General features: G+C 50.7%; 13 protein-coding genes. 6 read left to right on the top strand and 7 right to left on the bottom strand.

The genetic code is table 11. The annotated features are described in order from the left end of the window. Positions 1 to 39 precede the first annotated feature (39 nt). Positions 40 to 1,629 carry a methyl-accepting chemotaxis protein gene (locus tag KJW29_RS05320; protein ID WP_214629028.1) on the top strand — a complete coding sequence of 530 codons (1,590 nt, stop codon included), beginning with the start codon at positions 40 to 42 and terminating at the stop codon, positions 1,627 to 1,629. A gap of 95 nt (positions 1,630 to 1,724) precedes the next feature. On the opposite strand, the gene KJW29_RS05315 is transcribed toward KJW29_RS05320, so the two are convergent. Beyond that, positions 1,725 to 2,858 (bottom strand): serine hydrolase domain-containing protein, encoded by a 1,134-nt coding sequence (locus KJW29_RS05315; protein ID WP_214629027.1) that lies wholly within the window; start codon positions 2,856 to 2,858, stop codon positions 1,725 to 1,727. Positions 2,859 to 2,902: 44 nt separating this feature from the next. Continuing rightward, the gene (locus tag KJW29_RS05310) at positions 2,903 to 4,879 is read right to left on the bottom strand and encodes an alpha-amylase family protein (RefSeq protein ID WP_214629026.1); all 1,977 of its coding nucleotides are present in this window, start codon (positions 4,877 to 4,879) and stop codon (positions 2,903 to 2,905) included. Positions 4,880 to 5,042: 163 nt separating this feature from the next. Here KJW29_RS05310 and KJW29_RS05305 point away from each other — a divergent pair, with 163 nt between their 5' ends. From KJW29_RS05305 to KJW29_RS05295, 3 genes are all read left to right on the top strand, one after another. Next, positions 5,043 to 5,912, top strand: coding sequence for an AraC family transcriptional regulator (locus KJW29_RS05305; RefSeq protein WP_214629025.1), 870 nt, complete (start codon positions 5,043 to 5,045; stop codon positions 5,910 to 5,912). Between the two features lie 237 nt (positions 5,913 to 6,149). Continuing rightward, complete coding sequence (locus tag KJW29_RS05300) at positions 6,150 to 7,031, top strand: putative RNA methyltransferase (RefSeq protein WP_246608597.1); 882 nt, start codon at positions 6,150 to 6,152, stop codon at positions 7,029 to 7,031. Between the two features lie 145 nt (positions 7,032 to 7,176). Continuing rightward, positions 7,177 to 7,608 carry an NUDIX hydrolase gene (locus KJW29_RS05295; RefSeq protein ID WP_087570995.1) on the top strand — a complete coding sequence of 144 codons (432 nt, stop codon included), beginning with the start codon at positions 7,177 to 7,179 and terminating at the stop codon, positions 7,606 to 7,608. A 101-nt stretch (positions 7,609 to 7,709) separates the two neighbouring features. Here KJW29_RS05295 and KJW29_RS05290 read toward each other — a convergent pair whose 3' ends face one another. From KJW29_RS05290 to KJW29_RS05270, 5 genes are all read right to left on the bottom strand, one after another. Beyond that, the gene (locus KJW29_RS05290; RefSeq protein WP_214629024.1) at positions 7,710 to 8,729 is read right to left on the bottom strand and encodes a leucine-rich repeat domain-containing protein; all 1,020 of its coding nucleotides are present in this window, start codon (positions 8,727 to 8,729) and stop codon (positions 7,710 to 7,712) included. Between the two features lie 186 nt (positions 8,730 to 8,915). Beyond that, the gene (murA, locus tag KJW29_RS05285) at positions 8,916 to 10,208 is read right to left on the bottom strand and encodes a UDP-N-acetylglucosamine 1-carboxyvinyltransferase (RefSeq protein ID WP_214629023.1); all 1,293 of its coding nucleotides are present in this window, start codon (positions 10,206 to 10,208) and stop codon (positions 8,916 to 8,918) included. Between the two features lie 19 nt (positions 10,209 to 10,227). Further along, positions 10,228 to 10,839 (bottom strand): FHA domain-containing protein, encoded by a 612-nt coding sequence (locus KJW29_RS05280; RefSeq protein WP_246608596.1) that lies wholly within the window; start codon positions 10,837 to 10,839, stop codon positions 10,228 to 10,230. 200 nt (positions 10,840 to 11,039) lie between these two features. Further along, positions 11,040 to 11,762, bottom strand: a complete 723-nt coding sequence (locus tag KJW29_RS05275; protein WP_246608595.1) for an HIT family protein — start codon at positions 11,760 to 11,762, stop codon at positions 11,040 to 11,042. A gap of 98 nt (positions 11,763 to 11,860) precedes the next feature. Then, a complete protein-coding gene (locus KJW29_RS05270) occupies positions 11,861 to 12,205 on the bottom strand; it encodes a hypothetical protein (protein WP_214629022.1) in 345 nt (114 codons plus the stop codon). Between the two features lie 186 nt (positions 12,206 to 12,391). Here KJW29_RS05270 and KJW29_RS05265 point away from each other — a divergent pair, with 186 nt between their 5' ends. Both KJW29_RS05265 and KJW29_RS05260 read left to right on the top strand, forming a co-directional pair. Then, positions 12,392 to 13,102 (top strand): response regulator transcription factor, encoded by a 711-nt coding sequence (locus KJW29_RS05265; protein WP_214629021.1) that lies wholly within the window; start codon positions 12,392 to 12,394, stop codon positions 13,100 to 13,102. Between the two features lie 27 nt (positions 13,103 to 13,129). Continuing rightward, entirely contained in the window at positions 13,130 to 14,572 is a 1,443-nt protein-coding gene (locus KJW29_RS05260; protein WP_214629020.1) for a sensor histidine kinase, read from the top strand. Positions 14,573 to 14,642: the final 70 nt, after the last annotated feature.

The raw sequence follows: 14,642 nt of genomic DNA, 5'->3' as shown, positions 1-14,642 counted from the left end.
CGGAACATCTTACATACGCGACAAGGAGAGTTACCTAACATGAAATGGTTCTATAATCTCAAAACGATGGTTAAGCTGATTGCCGCGTTCCTTCTTATTTCAATCATGATGACTTTCATTGGTTTGTACGGCTTAAGCAATTTGGGCAAAACCAATAGCAGCTTAAACGATATGTACACGAACCAGCTTAGGGCAGTTGCCGAAATACAGAATGCTAAAATCGCTCTTGGCGAAATGCGTACGTTCGTCCGCAAATTATATATGTCTCAAACCTCCACAATGATTAACGAAACGAAAACGACCTTGGAAACCGACATGAAAGTGGTGGAAACCGCAGTTCAAGCCTTCAGCCAAACGAAGCTGTCAACGGAATCCGAAACGGCGCTCAGCCAATTTCAGACCCAATGGCCCAAATACAAAGATGCGGTGAGCCGTGCCATTGCCTTTAGGGACAGCAATAATCTTGAAGATTTGCTGGCGTTTATCGACGGAGAATATGTCCTTCTTGTTGGCGAGCTTCAGAAGCCTCTTAACGAATTAATTGATATCAACATGAAGGAAGCCGATGTTGCCAGAGACGAAGGCGCAGCATTGTATGAATCGTCTCGGAACATTACGATTGCCGTATTAGTCGCAGCCGTACTCGCAAGCATTGCATTCGGATATTTCATCTCTCGCATTATTTCAGGCCCATTAAATCGAGTTGTCGCCTTGCTTTCAAAAGTAGCGGATGGCGATCTGCGCGAGAAGGTCGAGATCGGCACGCGCGATGAAATCGGCAAGCTCGGGGACGGCATCAATGCCATGATCGACAAGCTTAGAGTTGTTGTTGGCCGGATCTCCGAGCATTCGCAAAACGTGGCCGCATCCGCCGAGCAGCTGTCCGCCAGCAGCGAGGAGCTTGCCGGAGGCAATGCCAATCAGGCCGAAGCGGCTCAAACGATCAGCGAGCTGTTCAAGGAGCTCTCGTCCGCCATTCATTCCGTAGCGGAAAACACGGAAATCGCGTCCGAGCTGTCGGACAAAACGATGGAGATGGCGGGTCAAGGCAACGAGGTCGTTCAATCTTCCATGGAAAGCATGCATTCCCTGCAGAGCTCTATGTCGCGACTCGAAGAGGATTCCTCCAGAATCGGCGATATTATCGAAGTCATCGAAGATATTGCCGATCAGACGAACCTGCTGGCTTTAAATGCCGCGATCGAGGCCGCCCGTGCCGGCGAACAAGGCAGAGGATTTGCCGTCGTCGCCGACGAGGTTCGCCGATTGGCTGAACGAAGCAGCGAAGCGACGAAACAAATTACGGGCATTATTAAAGGCATGCAAGAAAATACGAGACAAAGCTCGACGGCCGTCCATCAAAGCGTCGCCATGTCCAACAAGACGTCGGAATCGTTCCAGCACATTGTGTCCTTCGTCAACAACGCGGGCATGAAAGTGTCGGAAATCGCGGCGGCCAGCGAGGAGCAGGCAGCCCAGACGACGACGGTATTGACCGCGGTAGAGAGCATCTCCGCCACGACGCAGGAAGCCGCGGCCGCGAGCGAAGAATCCGCCGCCACTGCGCAGTCCCTGGCCGTGCTCGCCCAAGAGCTGCAACAGGCGATCGCGGTGTTCCGGGTTAGATAAAGCCAGTCTTGTAATAACGCAAATGGTTGCCGCAAGAACAAGAGCCGTTCCCGGTACATGCCGGGGACGGCTCTTTCTTGTTATTCGCCGATTGCTTAGATACAAGCGTAGACGATATTTCTCAGGCGTGTATGCACGTATGGCTCTTGGTTGTTCAGCATATGCTGGCCATACATGACCGTAAGCTCGTTTGCAGGATCGATAATGGCCATGCAGCCCGCTGCGCCTGCCCATCCGAACTCGCCGACGGGGCTTAACGAACCGCTCTCTTCCTTGGAAATATGGGTTCTGACGCCAAGTCCATAGCCGTAGCCCTTCATATGCTCCCAATTATAATCGGGACGCGTAGCCGGAGTGAGATGATCCGCAAGCATCAGCCCTACAGTAGCGGGAGCTAAAATTCGTACGCCAGCCGGGCTCGTTCCCCGGTTCGTTAGCGCGTTAAGGAACAATGCATAATCGCTTACGGTCGATAAGAGACCGGCGCCGCCGCTTTCGTATTCCGTCCCAATCCGGTAGCCGTTATTGTCATGTCTTATTGCCTTGCCCAGAGCATCATCGTAAAAATATTGCGGAGCCATTTTTCCGCGCTGCTCTGCAGACAAGTCGAAGCCGGTATCTCTCATTTCCAGAGGACCCGTAATTTCCTCCTGGATGTATACGCCGAAGCGACGTCCGTCTACGACTTCCACCAGCGCTGCCAGCACATCATGACAGAGGCTGTAATTCCAATGCGTGCCGGGTTCAAACTGGAGCGGTTCCTTCGCCAGCGCTTCTGCGAACGCTCTGGTAGGCACTTTGCCTGCCGTGGTCTCGATCACCTCGCGAATAGACGGCACGGACAGATCGTACGAGAAGCCGGCCGTCATCGTAAACAGATCCCGCACCGTAATAGGACGCTCCGCCTTTGCCAGCGTCACTTCCCCGTCTTCTCCCCGCTGCTTCACGCTCATCTCCGCGTATTCCGGCAAGTACAGGGAGATTGGGTCATTAAGCAACATCGCTCCCCGCTCGACAAGCTGCAATGCCGCGACGCAGGTCATGATCTTCGTCATGGAATAAATATTGATAATCCGGTCTTCGTCAATCGGCGTTCCCGCCTCCAGATCCAGCATTCCGCTCCGGTAGCGGAATACGGTCTCGTTGCGATGCATGACCAGCACCTCCGCCCACGGAATGCGCCAAGCGGTAATACGGTCGAGGAATAGGGCTAATGGTTTGAAATCCATGGTTCGCCATCCTTTAATTATAAATTAGTCGTTAATCTATCAACCTATTCATTATAATCGATAACGACCATCTGGTGGCAATCCAATTCGGGTACCGTATACGAAACGACGCCATTCTCGAAATGATATGGAAGCGGAGTGAGCTGAGGCGCCAGATATACGCCCTTAACGTCAGCGTCAGTCCTAACGGACACCTCAACGTTGTGAAGCGGGATGATGTCCTCAATAACCTCGATGTTTTTACCGCGACGGATCGGCGTTGCGTACAAAAGATGGTTAACGAGACGTTTCTCCGCCTTCTGTTCCTGCAGCGTAACGACGCCTTGCGCCGGGAGAGTGGTATCGAGCGTGATATCGGGAAGAAGCTGCTTCAGCGCGTGCACGACCGTTTCCTTCAGGATCAGGCTGCCCTTTTCGGCATATTCGTCGAACACGTTCCAGGCTATATAAATGCCATTCTCGTTCTTAACGATGCCCGGCCCTCCGTAGGTCTCGCTGTTAGGCGTATGCTGATGGGAGCAGAATGTGTAAACATCCCGATTGAAGTAAGGATCCTCGCGACGTCCTAGCTCCGTTCCGCCCTGCAGCTCGATCTTCTGCCCCTGCGAGTAGAAAATAAACGCCGCTTCCTCCAGGCTTCCCGGCTTAAACAACGGACGGCAATAATCAGGACGATACGGATTGCGCCCAATCAATCTAGCGCCAAAGTCGATGACGAAGCTCTCCGCTTCGGCGTCCAGTCCGGACCAGCCCGTCGCAAGCAGCTTGCCGCCTTGTTCCAGATAAGCCTCCAGCTTCTTTTGCAGGGAGCCCTCCACTGCTACGTAATCCGGCAGAATCAAGACCCGGTACGCCGAGAAATCCTGCTCCGAATCGATGACGTCGAACAAGATATTGCCCTCCAGCAGCATGCGGATCGCGCCGACATCGGATTCCGACTTTACGCCTTCCTCTTTAACCTTTGGATGTACGCCCGTCGCCTCCAGCGACAGAATCGCGACATCCGCAACATTCGTCGTCCCCGTACACCACGCTTCCTTGCTCTCAACCTCCCGATATGCAGCCCCGATCAAGGCATAGGTCGCTTTGTCCATTTGGCCGTTCGGAGGCAACTGATCGCCAATGGAGCATTTGGCCCCGTTCGCAATGCTGAGCGCCGCTTCGTAACGGAGCGCATTGGGATGCTTATAGCCGCCGAATTCTCCCCATGTCGTATGGAACTTGCCCGTCATGCCAAGAAACTCCATGCCAAGGGTCTGAGCATATCGTGCCGACAACGGGAAGTGGTCGTAGCCCCAGCCGCCAGTAGGCAGCGATTCCAGCTCCAGATGCGTGTTCATCCATGCCAGGTCCCGGCGCCCGCGCTTGATATGGCCGCCGTTATGAAAGATCGGAAGTCCCGGCTTTACGGATTCCACGGTCTCTTTGACCTTGGCCGTATAATTCGCATAGGTTCTCTCCCATAGCGGCTGCATGTCTTCGGCGTTCCGAAGATCGATCCCTTCCCGTCTAGCCGTTGCCACGCAGCTGTGGCAATAACAGGATTTGACGCCGACGATGTCGAGGAACAGCCCGTCCGCATCGTAGCGGGACAACGTCTCCGCGATCTGCGACAACAAAATGTCAAGATACGGCGTGTTAAAGCAGATAACATGATAGCCCGGATCCATAAAACCTTTGACCCAATTTGTCGCGTCTTCCTTGTCGCGGATCAGCCATTCGGGATGCCGTATTGCCAGTTTCTCGTCGAGCCCCGCCGACAAATAGACGGGCGTCTTGACGCCGATTTCATGCGCGGCTTCGATTTGAGCGCCGAGCAGATCAAAGCTTAGTCCGGGATGAATCTCGTTGGCTTCGGACGGATGGTAAGCCCAGCCGTGATGACATTTGGAAAATACCGTAATGGAATCCACGCTGCCTAATTGAAGCATCTCCTGAAATTGCCCTTTGTCGAATCGTTCTCCGATCGGCGTAATGGCCTCGGAAGTATGGAAATCTAGATGGACCTGACGAAATCGCATGATTCACTCTTCCCTTCCTGTTCATATGCCTTAAGTATAGGAAGCACGGAGCGGATTGGACAGATTCGGAAACGACTTGTAATAGCACGATTTCTACCTTTCGATGCCGAAGCATGCTACAATGAATGGCAACCAGCACTTCTTGCAAAGGAGATGGCACGCCATGATTTGTCTCGAGCTTGCGATCCCCCCGTTGCCTCAGCTGGTCACGATCGGACATGCTGTCTGGCCGCCCGGGATCAAGCATCTCTCCCGCGTTTTCGACGTATATGACATGCTCTTTGTTAACAATGGCGTCCTATATATGACCGAAGACAATAAGTCTTATGAAATTACCGAAGGCAATATGTTAGTGCTGGAGCCAGGCAAACATCATATCGGCCATCAAGCAAGCTCCGAAGCAACGGAGATCTACTGGGTTCATTTCGTCCACGATGCGCCTGTCCGGACGCTTGACAGCGCCAGTATTCCTTGGTCATTCCCTTATGCCAAAGGCACGGATCTCGACCTGGCTCCTCACAGACAGACGATGTACCTTCCCAAATTCGCCGACTTCAACGGTCCGGATCTCCTGCCCGTTTTGAACCGCATGTTGGAGCTGCATCATCGCGCGACGGCCTCCGGCTCGCTGTTGCTTCAAGCCGAACTGGCCTCCTTGTTGGTGAAGCTGCAAGAAGCCGCGCAAAGACGTTATGCTCCCCGGTCGCGTAAGCTGTGCGATCTCGCCATTGCTTATTTGCAGCGACATGCAACGGATCCGTTCAGCGCCGACCATATGGAGAAGGCCTTGCATTACCGGTTCGACTACATCGCTAGATGCCTCAAATTGTACACGGGCAAGAGCCCGCTGCAATTCAAACACGGCCTGCAAATATCGGAGGCGCGTTCGCTGCTGGCGAATGCCGACCTCTCCGTTGCAGAGGTCGGCGAGAGAGTCGGCATCGACAACGTGAACTATTTTATCCGGCTGTTCCGCAAGGAAACCGGCATAACCCCGGGACAATATCGTTCCGCCAGGCAGGGACGGGCGTAGTATATGTAAAGGCCGCATGCTGTCGAGCAATGTTTCCTCCTGTAAGCGAAACATGCTAATATAAGAGTGTTTAATCCTGTATTACAAAAGGGAGAGCTAATTCATGATCATCAAATTCATTCGTTTAAGGTAATGTAAGGTGCAGATCGCTTAACCCGCATTTTGAACAGAAATGCCAGGGTTTATTTGACTGCGCCTTTTTTCATTGTCCTACTACGAATGAAAGGGTGCTTTTTTGTGTTCCAAAAAAGTAAAAAGTGGATTAGTGCAGAAAAAATCGAAAAGAATCAAGAGCTATTTAGATGCCCATTATGCAAGAAATCGATGCGAGGGGTCAATTTGCAAAGTTTGATTTGCAGCAATCGGCACTGCTTTGATATAGCAAAACATGGATATGTAAACCTGTCGTCTCAAGGTAATCACACTAAATATGATAAACAGGTATTCGAGCACAGAAGATTAATCGGCAACGGAGGTTTGTTTAATCCCTTACATGTCGCGGTAAGTCAAATTATAAGGAATCAGCACTCGAGTAATGATCTTATAAGCATACTGGACGCGGGATGTGGAGAAGGGTCTCACTTAAATAACATACGATTAGAAATAAGTCAGAATAAAAATATCGCTACATTGGCTGTAGGAATCGATATTTCAAAAGAGGGCATTCGTATGGCTGCATCCGAATATTCCGATGCGATCTGGTGTGTCGCGGACATTGCAAACTGTCCATTTGCAAATCGGCAATTCAAATTCATTTTAAATATTCTTTCTCCGGCAAATTATTCGGAATTCCAGAGATTGCTTAGCGATCATGGTTTGGTCATTAAAGTCGTGCCTAATCGGGATTATCTGTCGGAATTAAGAGAAATCTTTTACAGCGGTTCAGATAAACAGGATTATTCGAATTTCCTTACCACCAGCCACTTTAACGAGCAGATCAAGTTAGTGGATGTTCAAAACATTCGGTATCAAGTAAACCTGGGTGAATCCTTAATCGAACCTTTGCTCGGCATGACGCCATTATCCTGGGGTGCTTCTAACGAGCGTATAGAAAAAGTGCTTCAGATGAATCTGAAACAAGTCACGATGGACTTTACGATTTTGATTGGTAAAAAATAACCGAACAGGAATGAAGCTGCCGACGATGATCGGCAGCTTTACTGCGTTAATTTCAGTGCAACTTTTTAATCTAATTAACGTCTGTTCATATGTTAATATATGTTAATTAACTCTTTCAATTTAATCGACCAGGAGGAATGCAGGAATGTCACGAAAGCCAGTTGGAGCGGCGGCAGTTATCATGGATTCGGAAGGGCGAGTTCTTTTAGTAAAACATAACTACGGAAAATATAATTGGGAACTACCTGGCGGCTTATCTGAGCAAAATGAATCTGCCGAAAATACGGCAAAAAGAGAAGTGCTGGAAGAAACCGGGCTTGAAGTTTCGGTTGAGCGCTTGACTGGCGTTTATTATGAAGCTGTTCATGATATGCACCACTTTGTTTTCACATGTAAGCTGGACGGCAACCAACCGCCACAGCCGGATGAGAAAGAAGTAACTGATTGTAAATATTGGGCTATAGATCATTTGCCCAAGCCTATTAGTGACTTTACAATCGCACGTATTCAGGATGCGTTGAATATGGATGGTAACCGACTATTCCATTTGATTGGACCGAGACAATGGTTTGAATAATCGACTTTAATGCATAGACCTTTTAGCAATCGGAGATCGTTAGCAAAAAAACAGCGACGGCCCAGGTCTTTTCTCGTCCTTGGCTGTCGCTGTTCCAATTTCTAATTGTAGATAAAGCTCAGATCCTTCATGCGGGAGAGAAAGTCGGGTTTAGCGCGAAGCATGCTAGGAGCAATCATCAAATGACGGAGATTCTTCAACTTCTCTATCTCTTGGGGGAGTTCTTCGATAGACGAATATTGAATCGCAAGAACCTCTAGCCGCCGCAGCTCGCCGATTTCCGGCGGGATGCGGTTCAAGCTTATCTTATGGAGGGGCTTGGGAGTCCAGCCTGGTGCGGGCCGGTCCGAACTGGCGCATACGATACGCAGCTCCCGCAAATTTTCAAGTTTGCCGATGGAAGAAGAAATACAAGCCAGATCGGCCGTCATAATCGATAAAATCTCCAGCTTGCTCAGCTCGAACAAAGTTTCGGGCAGCTCATAGAGATCCTGCTCGAAAATGTCCAATTCGACCAGTTCCGTGCAATAACGAATGTCATCGGGCAACGTCTTCAATCCATGCCCGCTGATCGAGAGACGGGTCCCTTTTTGCTTGAGGGCATCCTCCAGCAGACGATCCAAATTGTGATGGTCCTCGAGCTCCAGAAACAGGCCCGGATTTTGATCCATCAACATAGTCGCCTCTTCTTCGGATACCTCCAGACCATACATGTTCTCGTGTACGATGGAATACAAGTAATCGCCGCCCCCATCTATCAAGAAACACAAATCCTCGGGAAGGTTGGGAAACTTCCAATCGGACAAACCATCGGCCAGCTCCTTCAGCACCTTGCCGCTTTCCTCGCAGCAACGATAGAACCGGTAGATGCCAGCCGTATAAAAAGCGCTGCTTCTATAGCTTTCTTGCGCCTCGATGACATCCTCCATATTGCCAGCCGGAATCTTACGAGTATGAATCAGGTATGGCTCCAGCGCCTCCAAAGCAAGCATATATCCGGTTGTATCCCAGACGGGGTGAATTTCCAACGGTTGTTTAAGCACAAAACGATCCGAATTTCGGATCGCCAAATCGATAACCCGCTTGTAAGCTTCGCCTGTCGGCGGCATGTATAGTCTCAATGAATCTTCTCCGATCTGACATGTCTAATGACATGTTTGGTTGTTTTCTTCCGCCTCGTCTCCATAGCAAGTAAAACGGGATACAAAAGCATCAACAAGATCGTAACTCCAAGGGATGCTTCGAACGCTTTGCGAAATACATCCGTCGACCACCCGTCTTCAACGAATCCAGGCAGCCTTCTTCCATTATCCCGGCAACATCCATTGTCCCGAGGCTTCGCCGGCCTCTATCTCACGCATATCCAGCTTCGCTCCGACGGATCGGAAGCTTCCGATAACATCTTCGTAACCGCGTTCCAGATGCTCGACTCCCGTAATGTAGGTGCTGCCTTCGGCCGTAAGGCCCGCCAAAATCAGACTTGTGCCGGCGCGAACATCCGTAGCGTGAACCCAGCCGCCTTGCAACTGTACTCCTCCGCGTATGTACGCACTCTCCTTGCGGAGCTCAATCTCCGCGCCGAGTCTGCGAAGCTGCGGCACATGCGCGAAACGTTTCGGATAAACGCGGTCCGTTACGATGCTTTTGCCCCTCGCTTGAAGCAGCAACGCGGTCATGGGCTGCTGCAGATCCGTCGCGAAGCCGGGATACATGCCGGTACGCACACGAGTCGCCCGAAGCGCTCCCGTACCGTACGCGGTGATTTCGTTGTCTCCGCATTCGATCTCCAAGCCAATCTCCCCCAGCTTCGCCAGGCAAGCGCCCAGATGCTCGGGAATGACGTCTTGCACCGTCACTTGTCCACCGCGAAGTCCAGCCGACATCAGAAACGCGCCAGCAAGCAGCCGATCCGGAATGATGGCATAGCTCCCTCCATTTAAATAAGGAACCCCTTCGATTCGAATATGCTCCGTGCCTGCTCCGTAGATTCTGGCGCCGAGCCTGTTAAGAAAAGCCGCCGTATCCACAACCTCCGGATCCTTTGCCGCATTATGCAGCCATGTCCGGCCACGGGCTCGCACGGCGGCAAGCATCGCGTTTATTGTAGCTCCCGATGTGATCGTGTCAAAATAAATGGGGGATCCCTTTAATTCCGCAGCTTCCACGACATAATGATCGTCCTGCAGGTTTACCCTTGCTCCAAGCGCCCGGAACATCTTGATATGTTGGTCGATCGGCCGGGATACAAAGTCGTCGCCCCCTGGATAACCGATCGTCACTTTGCCGAATTTGGCCAGCAGCGCGCCTGCAAAATAATAGGAGGCGCGATAGCTGGAAGCTTTGCCGGGATCGATCACTGCTTGATGGATCCAGCGCGGATCGATAACGATGCGGCCGTCTACCCGCTTGAGGTCCAGGCCTATGTCCCGGCCGATCGTCGCAATGACGCGCACATCATCGATTGGAGGAATGCCCTCCAGCGTTACAATATCGTCTGCCAAGCAAGCAGCCGCAAGAATGGCGAGGGCGCTGTTTTTCGCCCCCGGTATATGAACAGAGCCGTACAACGGCCCCGAATATTCCGTTTGGATAACTTTCATGGCGAAATTCCGCCTTTCGTTAATACGATTTCACTTCGGATTCCAATACGTAGCCGCTGCCCCGCACGGAGCTGATCATAAACGTGTCTTTGCCGAATTTTTTCCGAAGCCGGTAGACAAGCGTGTTGAGCTCATCCAGAGACACGTCGGGTATGCCATCTCCCTCTACCGTGCGTTCCGGCCAAACCGTGGTCTTAATGACATCCAGCGGCACCAGCCGGTTCGCATTATCGTGAAGCAGTCGAATGAGGGAATATTCCTTCTCAGACATCGGAATTCTTTTACCGTCTACCACGCATTCACGTTTCTCCCAATGAATGGTTAAGGACAGATGTACGGCCTGCAGCCGTTTGGTTATGCTAAGCGGTTCAATATCCAGCGTCTGATCCGCGGACAAATAAGAAAAGTGAAGCACCGTCATCCCTTTGGCCAGCTTGATTATATCGAAGTTGTTGAGAACATACGGCTGATTGGGTTTGACCCGCTCTCCGTTAACTTCGGTTCCGTGAAGACTGCCCAGATCATACAACACCGCCTGATTCCGCTCCCGGCGAATGGAGAAATGCTGGCGGGATACAAATGCGTTCGTAAACGCTACGTCCGGCGTCGCTTGATGGGATGCTCGTCCCACTATCGTCTCTTCCTCGTTTAAATTTACGCAGGTGCCTGAGGGAAATGGTTCGCCTCGTATGACGTAAAGGCATGCAAAGTTTTCCAAGTTGACCTCTCCGTTCGCGATGGCAAGCTGCCATATTTAATAATCTAGCCATTCTGCTATTGATCGTACCCCATTCGGGAGAGGAAGGAAAGCTCATTTCCCTGACGTCAGGGTCACAATTGGGGCATACCGTCTTTTAGCTGCTCCGCTATCCGTTGTTTCACCGCGTCTAAAGAATGCTGTGATTTAACGTCCGGCTCCTTCCAACCGAAACCATCGTTGTTGTATCTTGGGAACACATGCATGTGGTAATGTCCCAAATCGTTAAAGCTGCCGCCATTCTGCATAATGGATATTCCGTCAGGTTTATAAATCGTTTTAAGGGCATTGGAGATTCGTACGGAAGCGTTCATAATGGCATGTCTCGCGCTTATATCCGTGTCCGCCAATTCTACAAAATGAAGCTTGGGCAGAATCAAGGTATGTCCTTCATTAAGCGGGTCGATATCCAGCAGGCAAGTGACATAATCGTTTTCGAATACGACATGCGCTTCCTCCAATCCGTTGGCAAGGCGGCAGCCTAAGCAAGACGGGACTTCGGGCACAGAGCTCCATCTTTTCCCCGCGTCTTCCGGCTCTACAGATTCAGTATCCTGATTTGGCGATGGAGGCGCGATATGAAACTTCCCTTGTTTATACCACTGTATAATTCGTATGGCCCCGAATACCAGTACAAGACTGAAAACAAACCACATGAATACAAATATCCCCATTCTATTAATCTCATTGAGACCTTTGGCGTTCGTTATGATGTACGTAAAAAAACCTATATTATAGCAAACCAAAAAAACGTAAGGAATAATCCATGCAATAAAAAATCCTACTCTCAGCTTCAAAACCATCACCTCTTTTTTTCTCAAGATCGCATTGCTAGGTCAAAAGGACGCTATCGGACACTACAGCCCTTATTTTGCAGAAACTCCGTATTCGAGCATCAATTAAAGACATGCTCCCACCAGAATCCGTCGCGCATCTCAAATAATAGGCCAAACACGCCAAGCGTTCGCGTCGTTATAATTTCGCCATTTTCAAATTTGTAGTTTCTTTCGGAGGAGGCATGTAAATAAGATCTCCGAAAATGGCCGGATTTCGATTGAATGACTTTTTCTTCAGCATAACATTTATGGCCAAACTCAAAGTCGGGTTTGCATACGATTCCATGCCTCTTCGCAATGAATCTATCGAATCTTTCCTCAGATGGTACCGTCGCAAACATTAAGCTTGCGATAACGACGACTCCTATCGTCACCCACTCCAGACGACTTCGTTTTCTTTTCAATATTCGTCCCCCCTAAACATACGGGAATAACCGCATTAACCCCCATTTCGACAAACGCTGCGCACATCCCTCTTTTTGGGATATTTATAATCCTCCATCCAACTCGCACAACATGCCAAACCTATCAATCCATTGGAAGATGAAGTAGAATAAAAGGAAATTGGTACACGGAATGGTGAGCGCGCGATGGGCATACAAAAGAAAATACTCATTATTGACGACGAATATGATATCGCTCGCGTACTGCGGGATTATTTGACCAAAAACGGATACGAAGCCGCTGCCGCCTCCTCTGGGAAAGACGCCTTGCGCATGATGGAACTGCTGAAACCCGACTTTGTCATACTGGATCTCACGCTGCCCGATATGGACGGCATCCAGCTTTGCGGAGCCATTCGCGAGAGCAGCGACGTTCCCATCCTGATTCTAAGCGCCAGAGGCAGCGATACGGACAAAGTGGTCGGACTGGGCTTCGGCGCGGACGACTACATGACAAAACCTTTCTCCTTGACGGAGCTGCTAGCCCGAATCAACGCCCACTTCCGTCGATACGACGGCATGAAAGCAGCCAAGAAACAGATTCCGGAGAACGAGGGCACGCTTAACCTGGGACATCTCGTCATCGACAAGAAGGGCTACAAGGTTATGGCTAACGGCTTGGAGGTCTCCCTCTCCGCCAAGGAGTTCGAGCTTCTCCACTATCTGGCCAGCAACAAGAACCAGGTGTTCTCCAAAGCCCAGCTCCTCGATGCGGTATGGGGCTACGCCGCTTATGGCGACGAGAATACCGTCACGGTCTACATACGCAGATTGCGGGAGAAGCTCGAAGTCGATCCCTCCAAGCCCGCCTATCTCAAAACGGTATGGGGCGTGGGTTATAAATTCAGCTTGGACTAAACAGAGAAGCGGAGTTGGCGGATCCATATGAACGTTTGGCTAAAAAGCTGGATCGGCGCCTTTATGGCGCTTTTTTTCCTGATGACGGTATTAGGCGGCTGCTGGTTCCTTTACGTGACGAACCAAGAACGGAATCATGAGTCGGATTACGTCATTAATGAAGTCCGCCTTGCGGTAAATCCACTCCTGCTCTTTATGGAGCAGCATTACGAAAACATCCGCGACCAGCATGTGCAAGCAACGCTTCGCGCATTGACGGAGGAGCAGGGCGTGGCGCTTACCTACGCCGGGCTGAGCGGGGAAATCTTGTTTTCGACCTCTCCTTACAAGCAAGGGGATCGCCTCAATCTGCGCCCCTCTCTTCACTATGACTTGCACGAAGCAACGCAGAATGACGAAAGTTATCGTATTACCTTTCCCGTTCTGGATGCTGATACAGACTCGCATGTAGCTAACGCGATTTTTCATATCGCCAAGGAGAGGCTCGGGAGCGACTCCTCTTCTGCCTTTCCGCTAACAATGTTGATCGTGTCGTTCCTTCTTTTCCTGGGATCAGTCGCGCTGCTGCTGGTTATGCGAATAAGCTTTCATTCCCGTATTCTCTCCCCTGTCCGGACGTTACAAGGTCGTGCCGATGCCATTCTTAGAGGCAACTATGAAACTCCGTCCCACATCGGGACACAGTTTGCTCGCATGGAAGAGCTCGGCGGCCTTTATGCCATGATGGATCAGATTACCCTGGAGCTTAAGGAGCAGCGCAAGCGGCGGGACAGACAGGAGAAGGCGCAGAAGGAGCTCATCACCAACATTTCGCATGAGATTCGAACGCCGATTACAACCGTCAAAGCTTATATGGAAGCCATACTCGAAGGCGTGTGCTCCGACCGCAAGACGATGCTGGAGTATGTCGGCATTATGCGCAATCATACGGACAAGATGTCCAGACAGGTAGAAGATCTGTTCCTCCACGCCATGGAAGAGCTCGGTCAAATATCGGTGGAGCCAAAGGAGCGTTATAGCATGGAAGTGTTCCCTCCGATTTTGTCCACGTTAGGTCATTATGCGCGAACGCAAGGCATTGTTTATCGCGAATCGTTGATCATGCCGAACGTCCTGCTCCCTGTCGATGCCGCGCGAGTCGAGCAGGTGCTGACGAATCTCGTAACGAACGCGCTTAAACATACGTCGCCGGGCGATACGATCCATATATCCGCTGATCTGGAAGAGAACCATCTTGTATTCACCGTTGCGGATACGGGCAGAGGCATCAGGCCGCAGGACATGCCGTTCCTGTTCGAGCGCTATTATCGCGGACAATCCGGCGTGCCTGGCCAAGCTATTGCGACCGAGGGCAACGGCTTAGGTTTATCCATCTGCAAAAACATCGTCGAAGCCCATGGTGGCGTCATTTCCTTCAAGAGCCGGGAGGGTCAGGGCACGGAGTTTTATTTTACTCTGCCTCTCTGTTGAACCTTCGTTATGGAAAGCGGACTTTTTGAACATCCCTGTAAGGATTTATTTATAATTTGATAAGCGGATT

This window comes from Paenibacillus agaridevorans (assembly GCF_018604145.1).
Lineage (GTDB): Bacteria > Bacillota > Bacilli > Paenibacillales > Paenibacillaceae > Pristimantibacillus > Pristimantibacillus agaridevorans.
The sequence above is the reverse complement of the archived record's forward strand: the minus strand, read 5'-3'. Positions and strand labels throughout refer to the sequence as shown.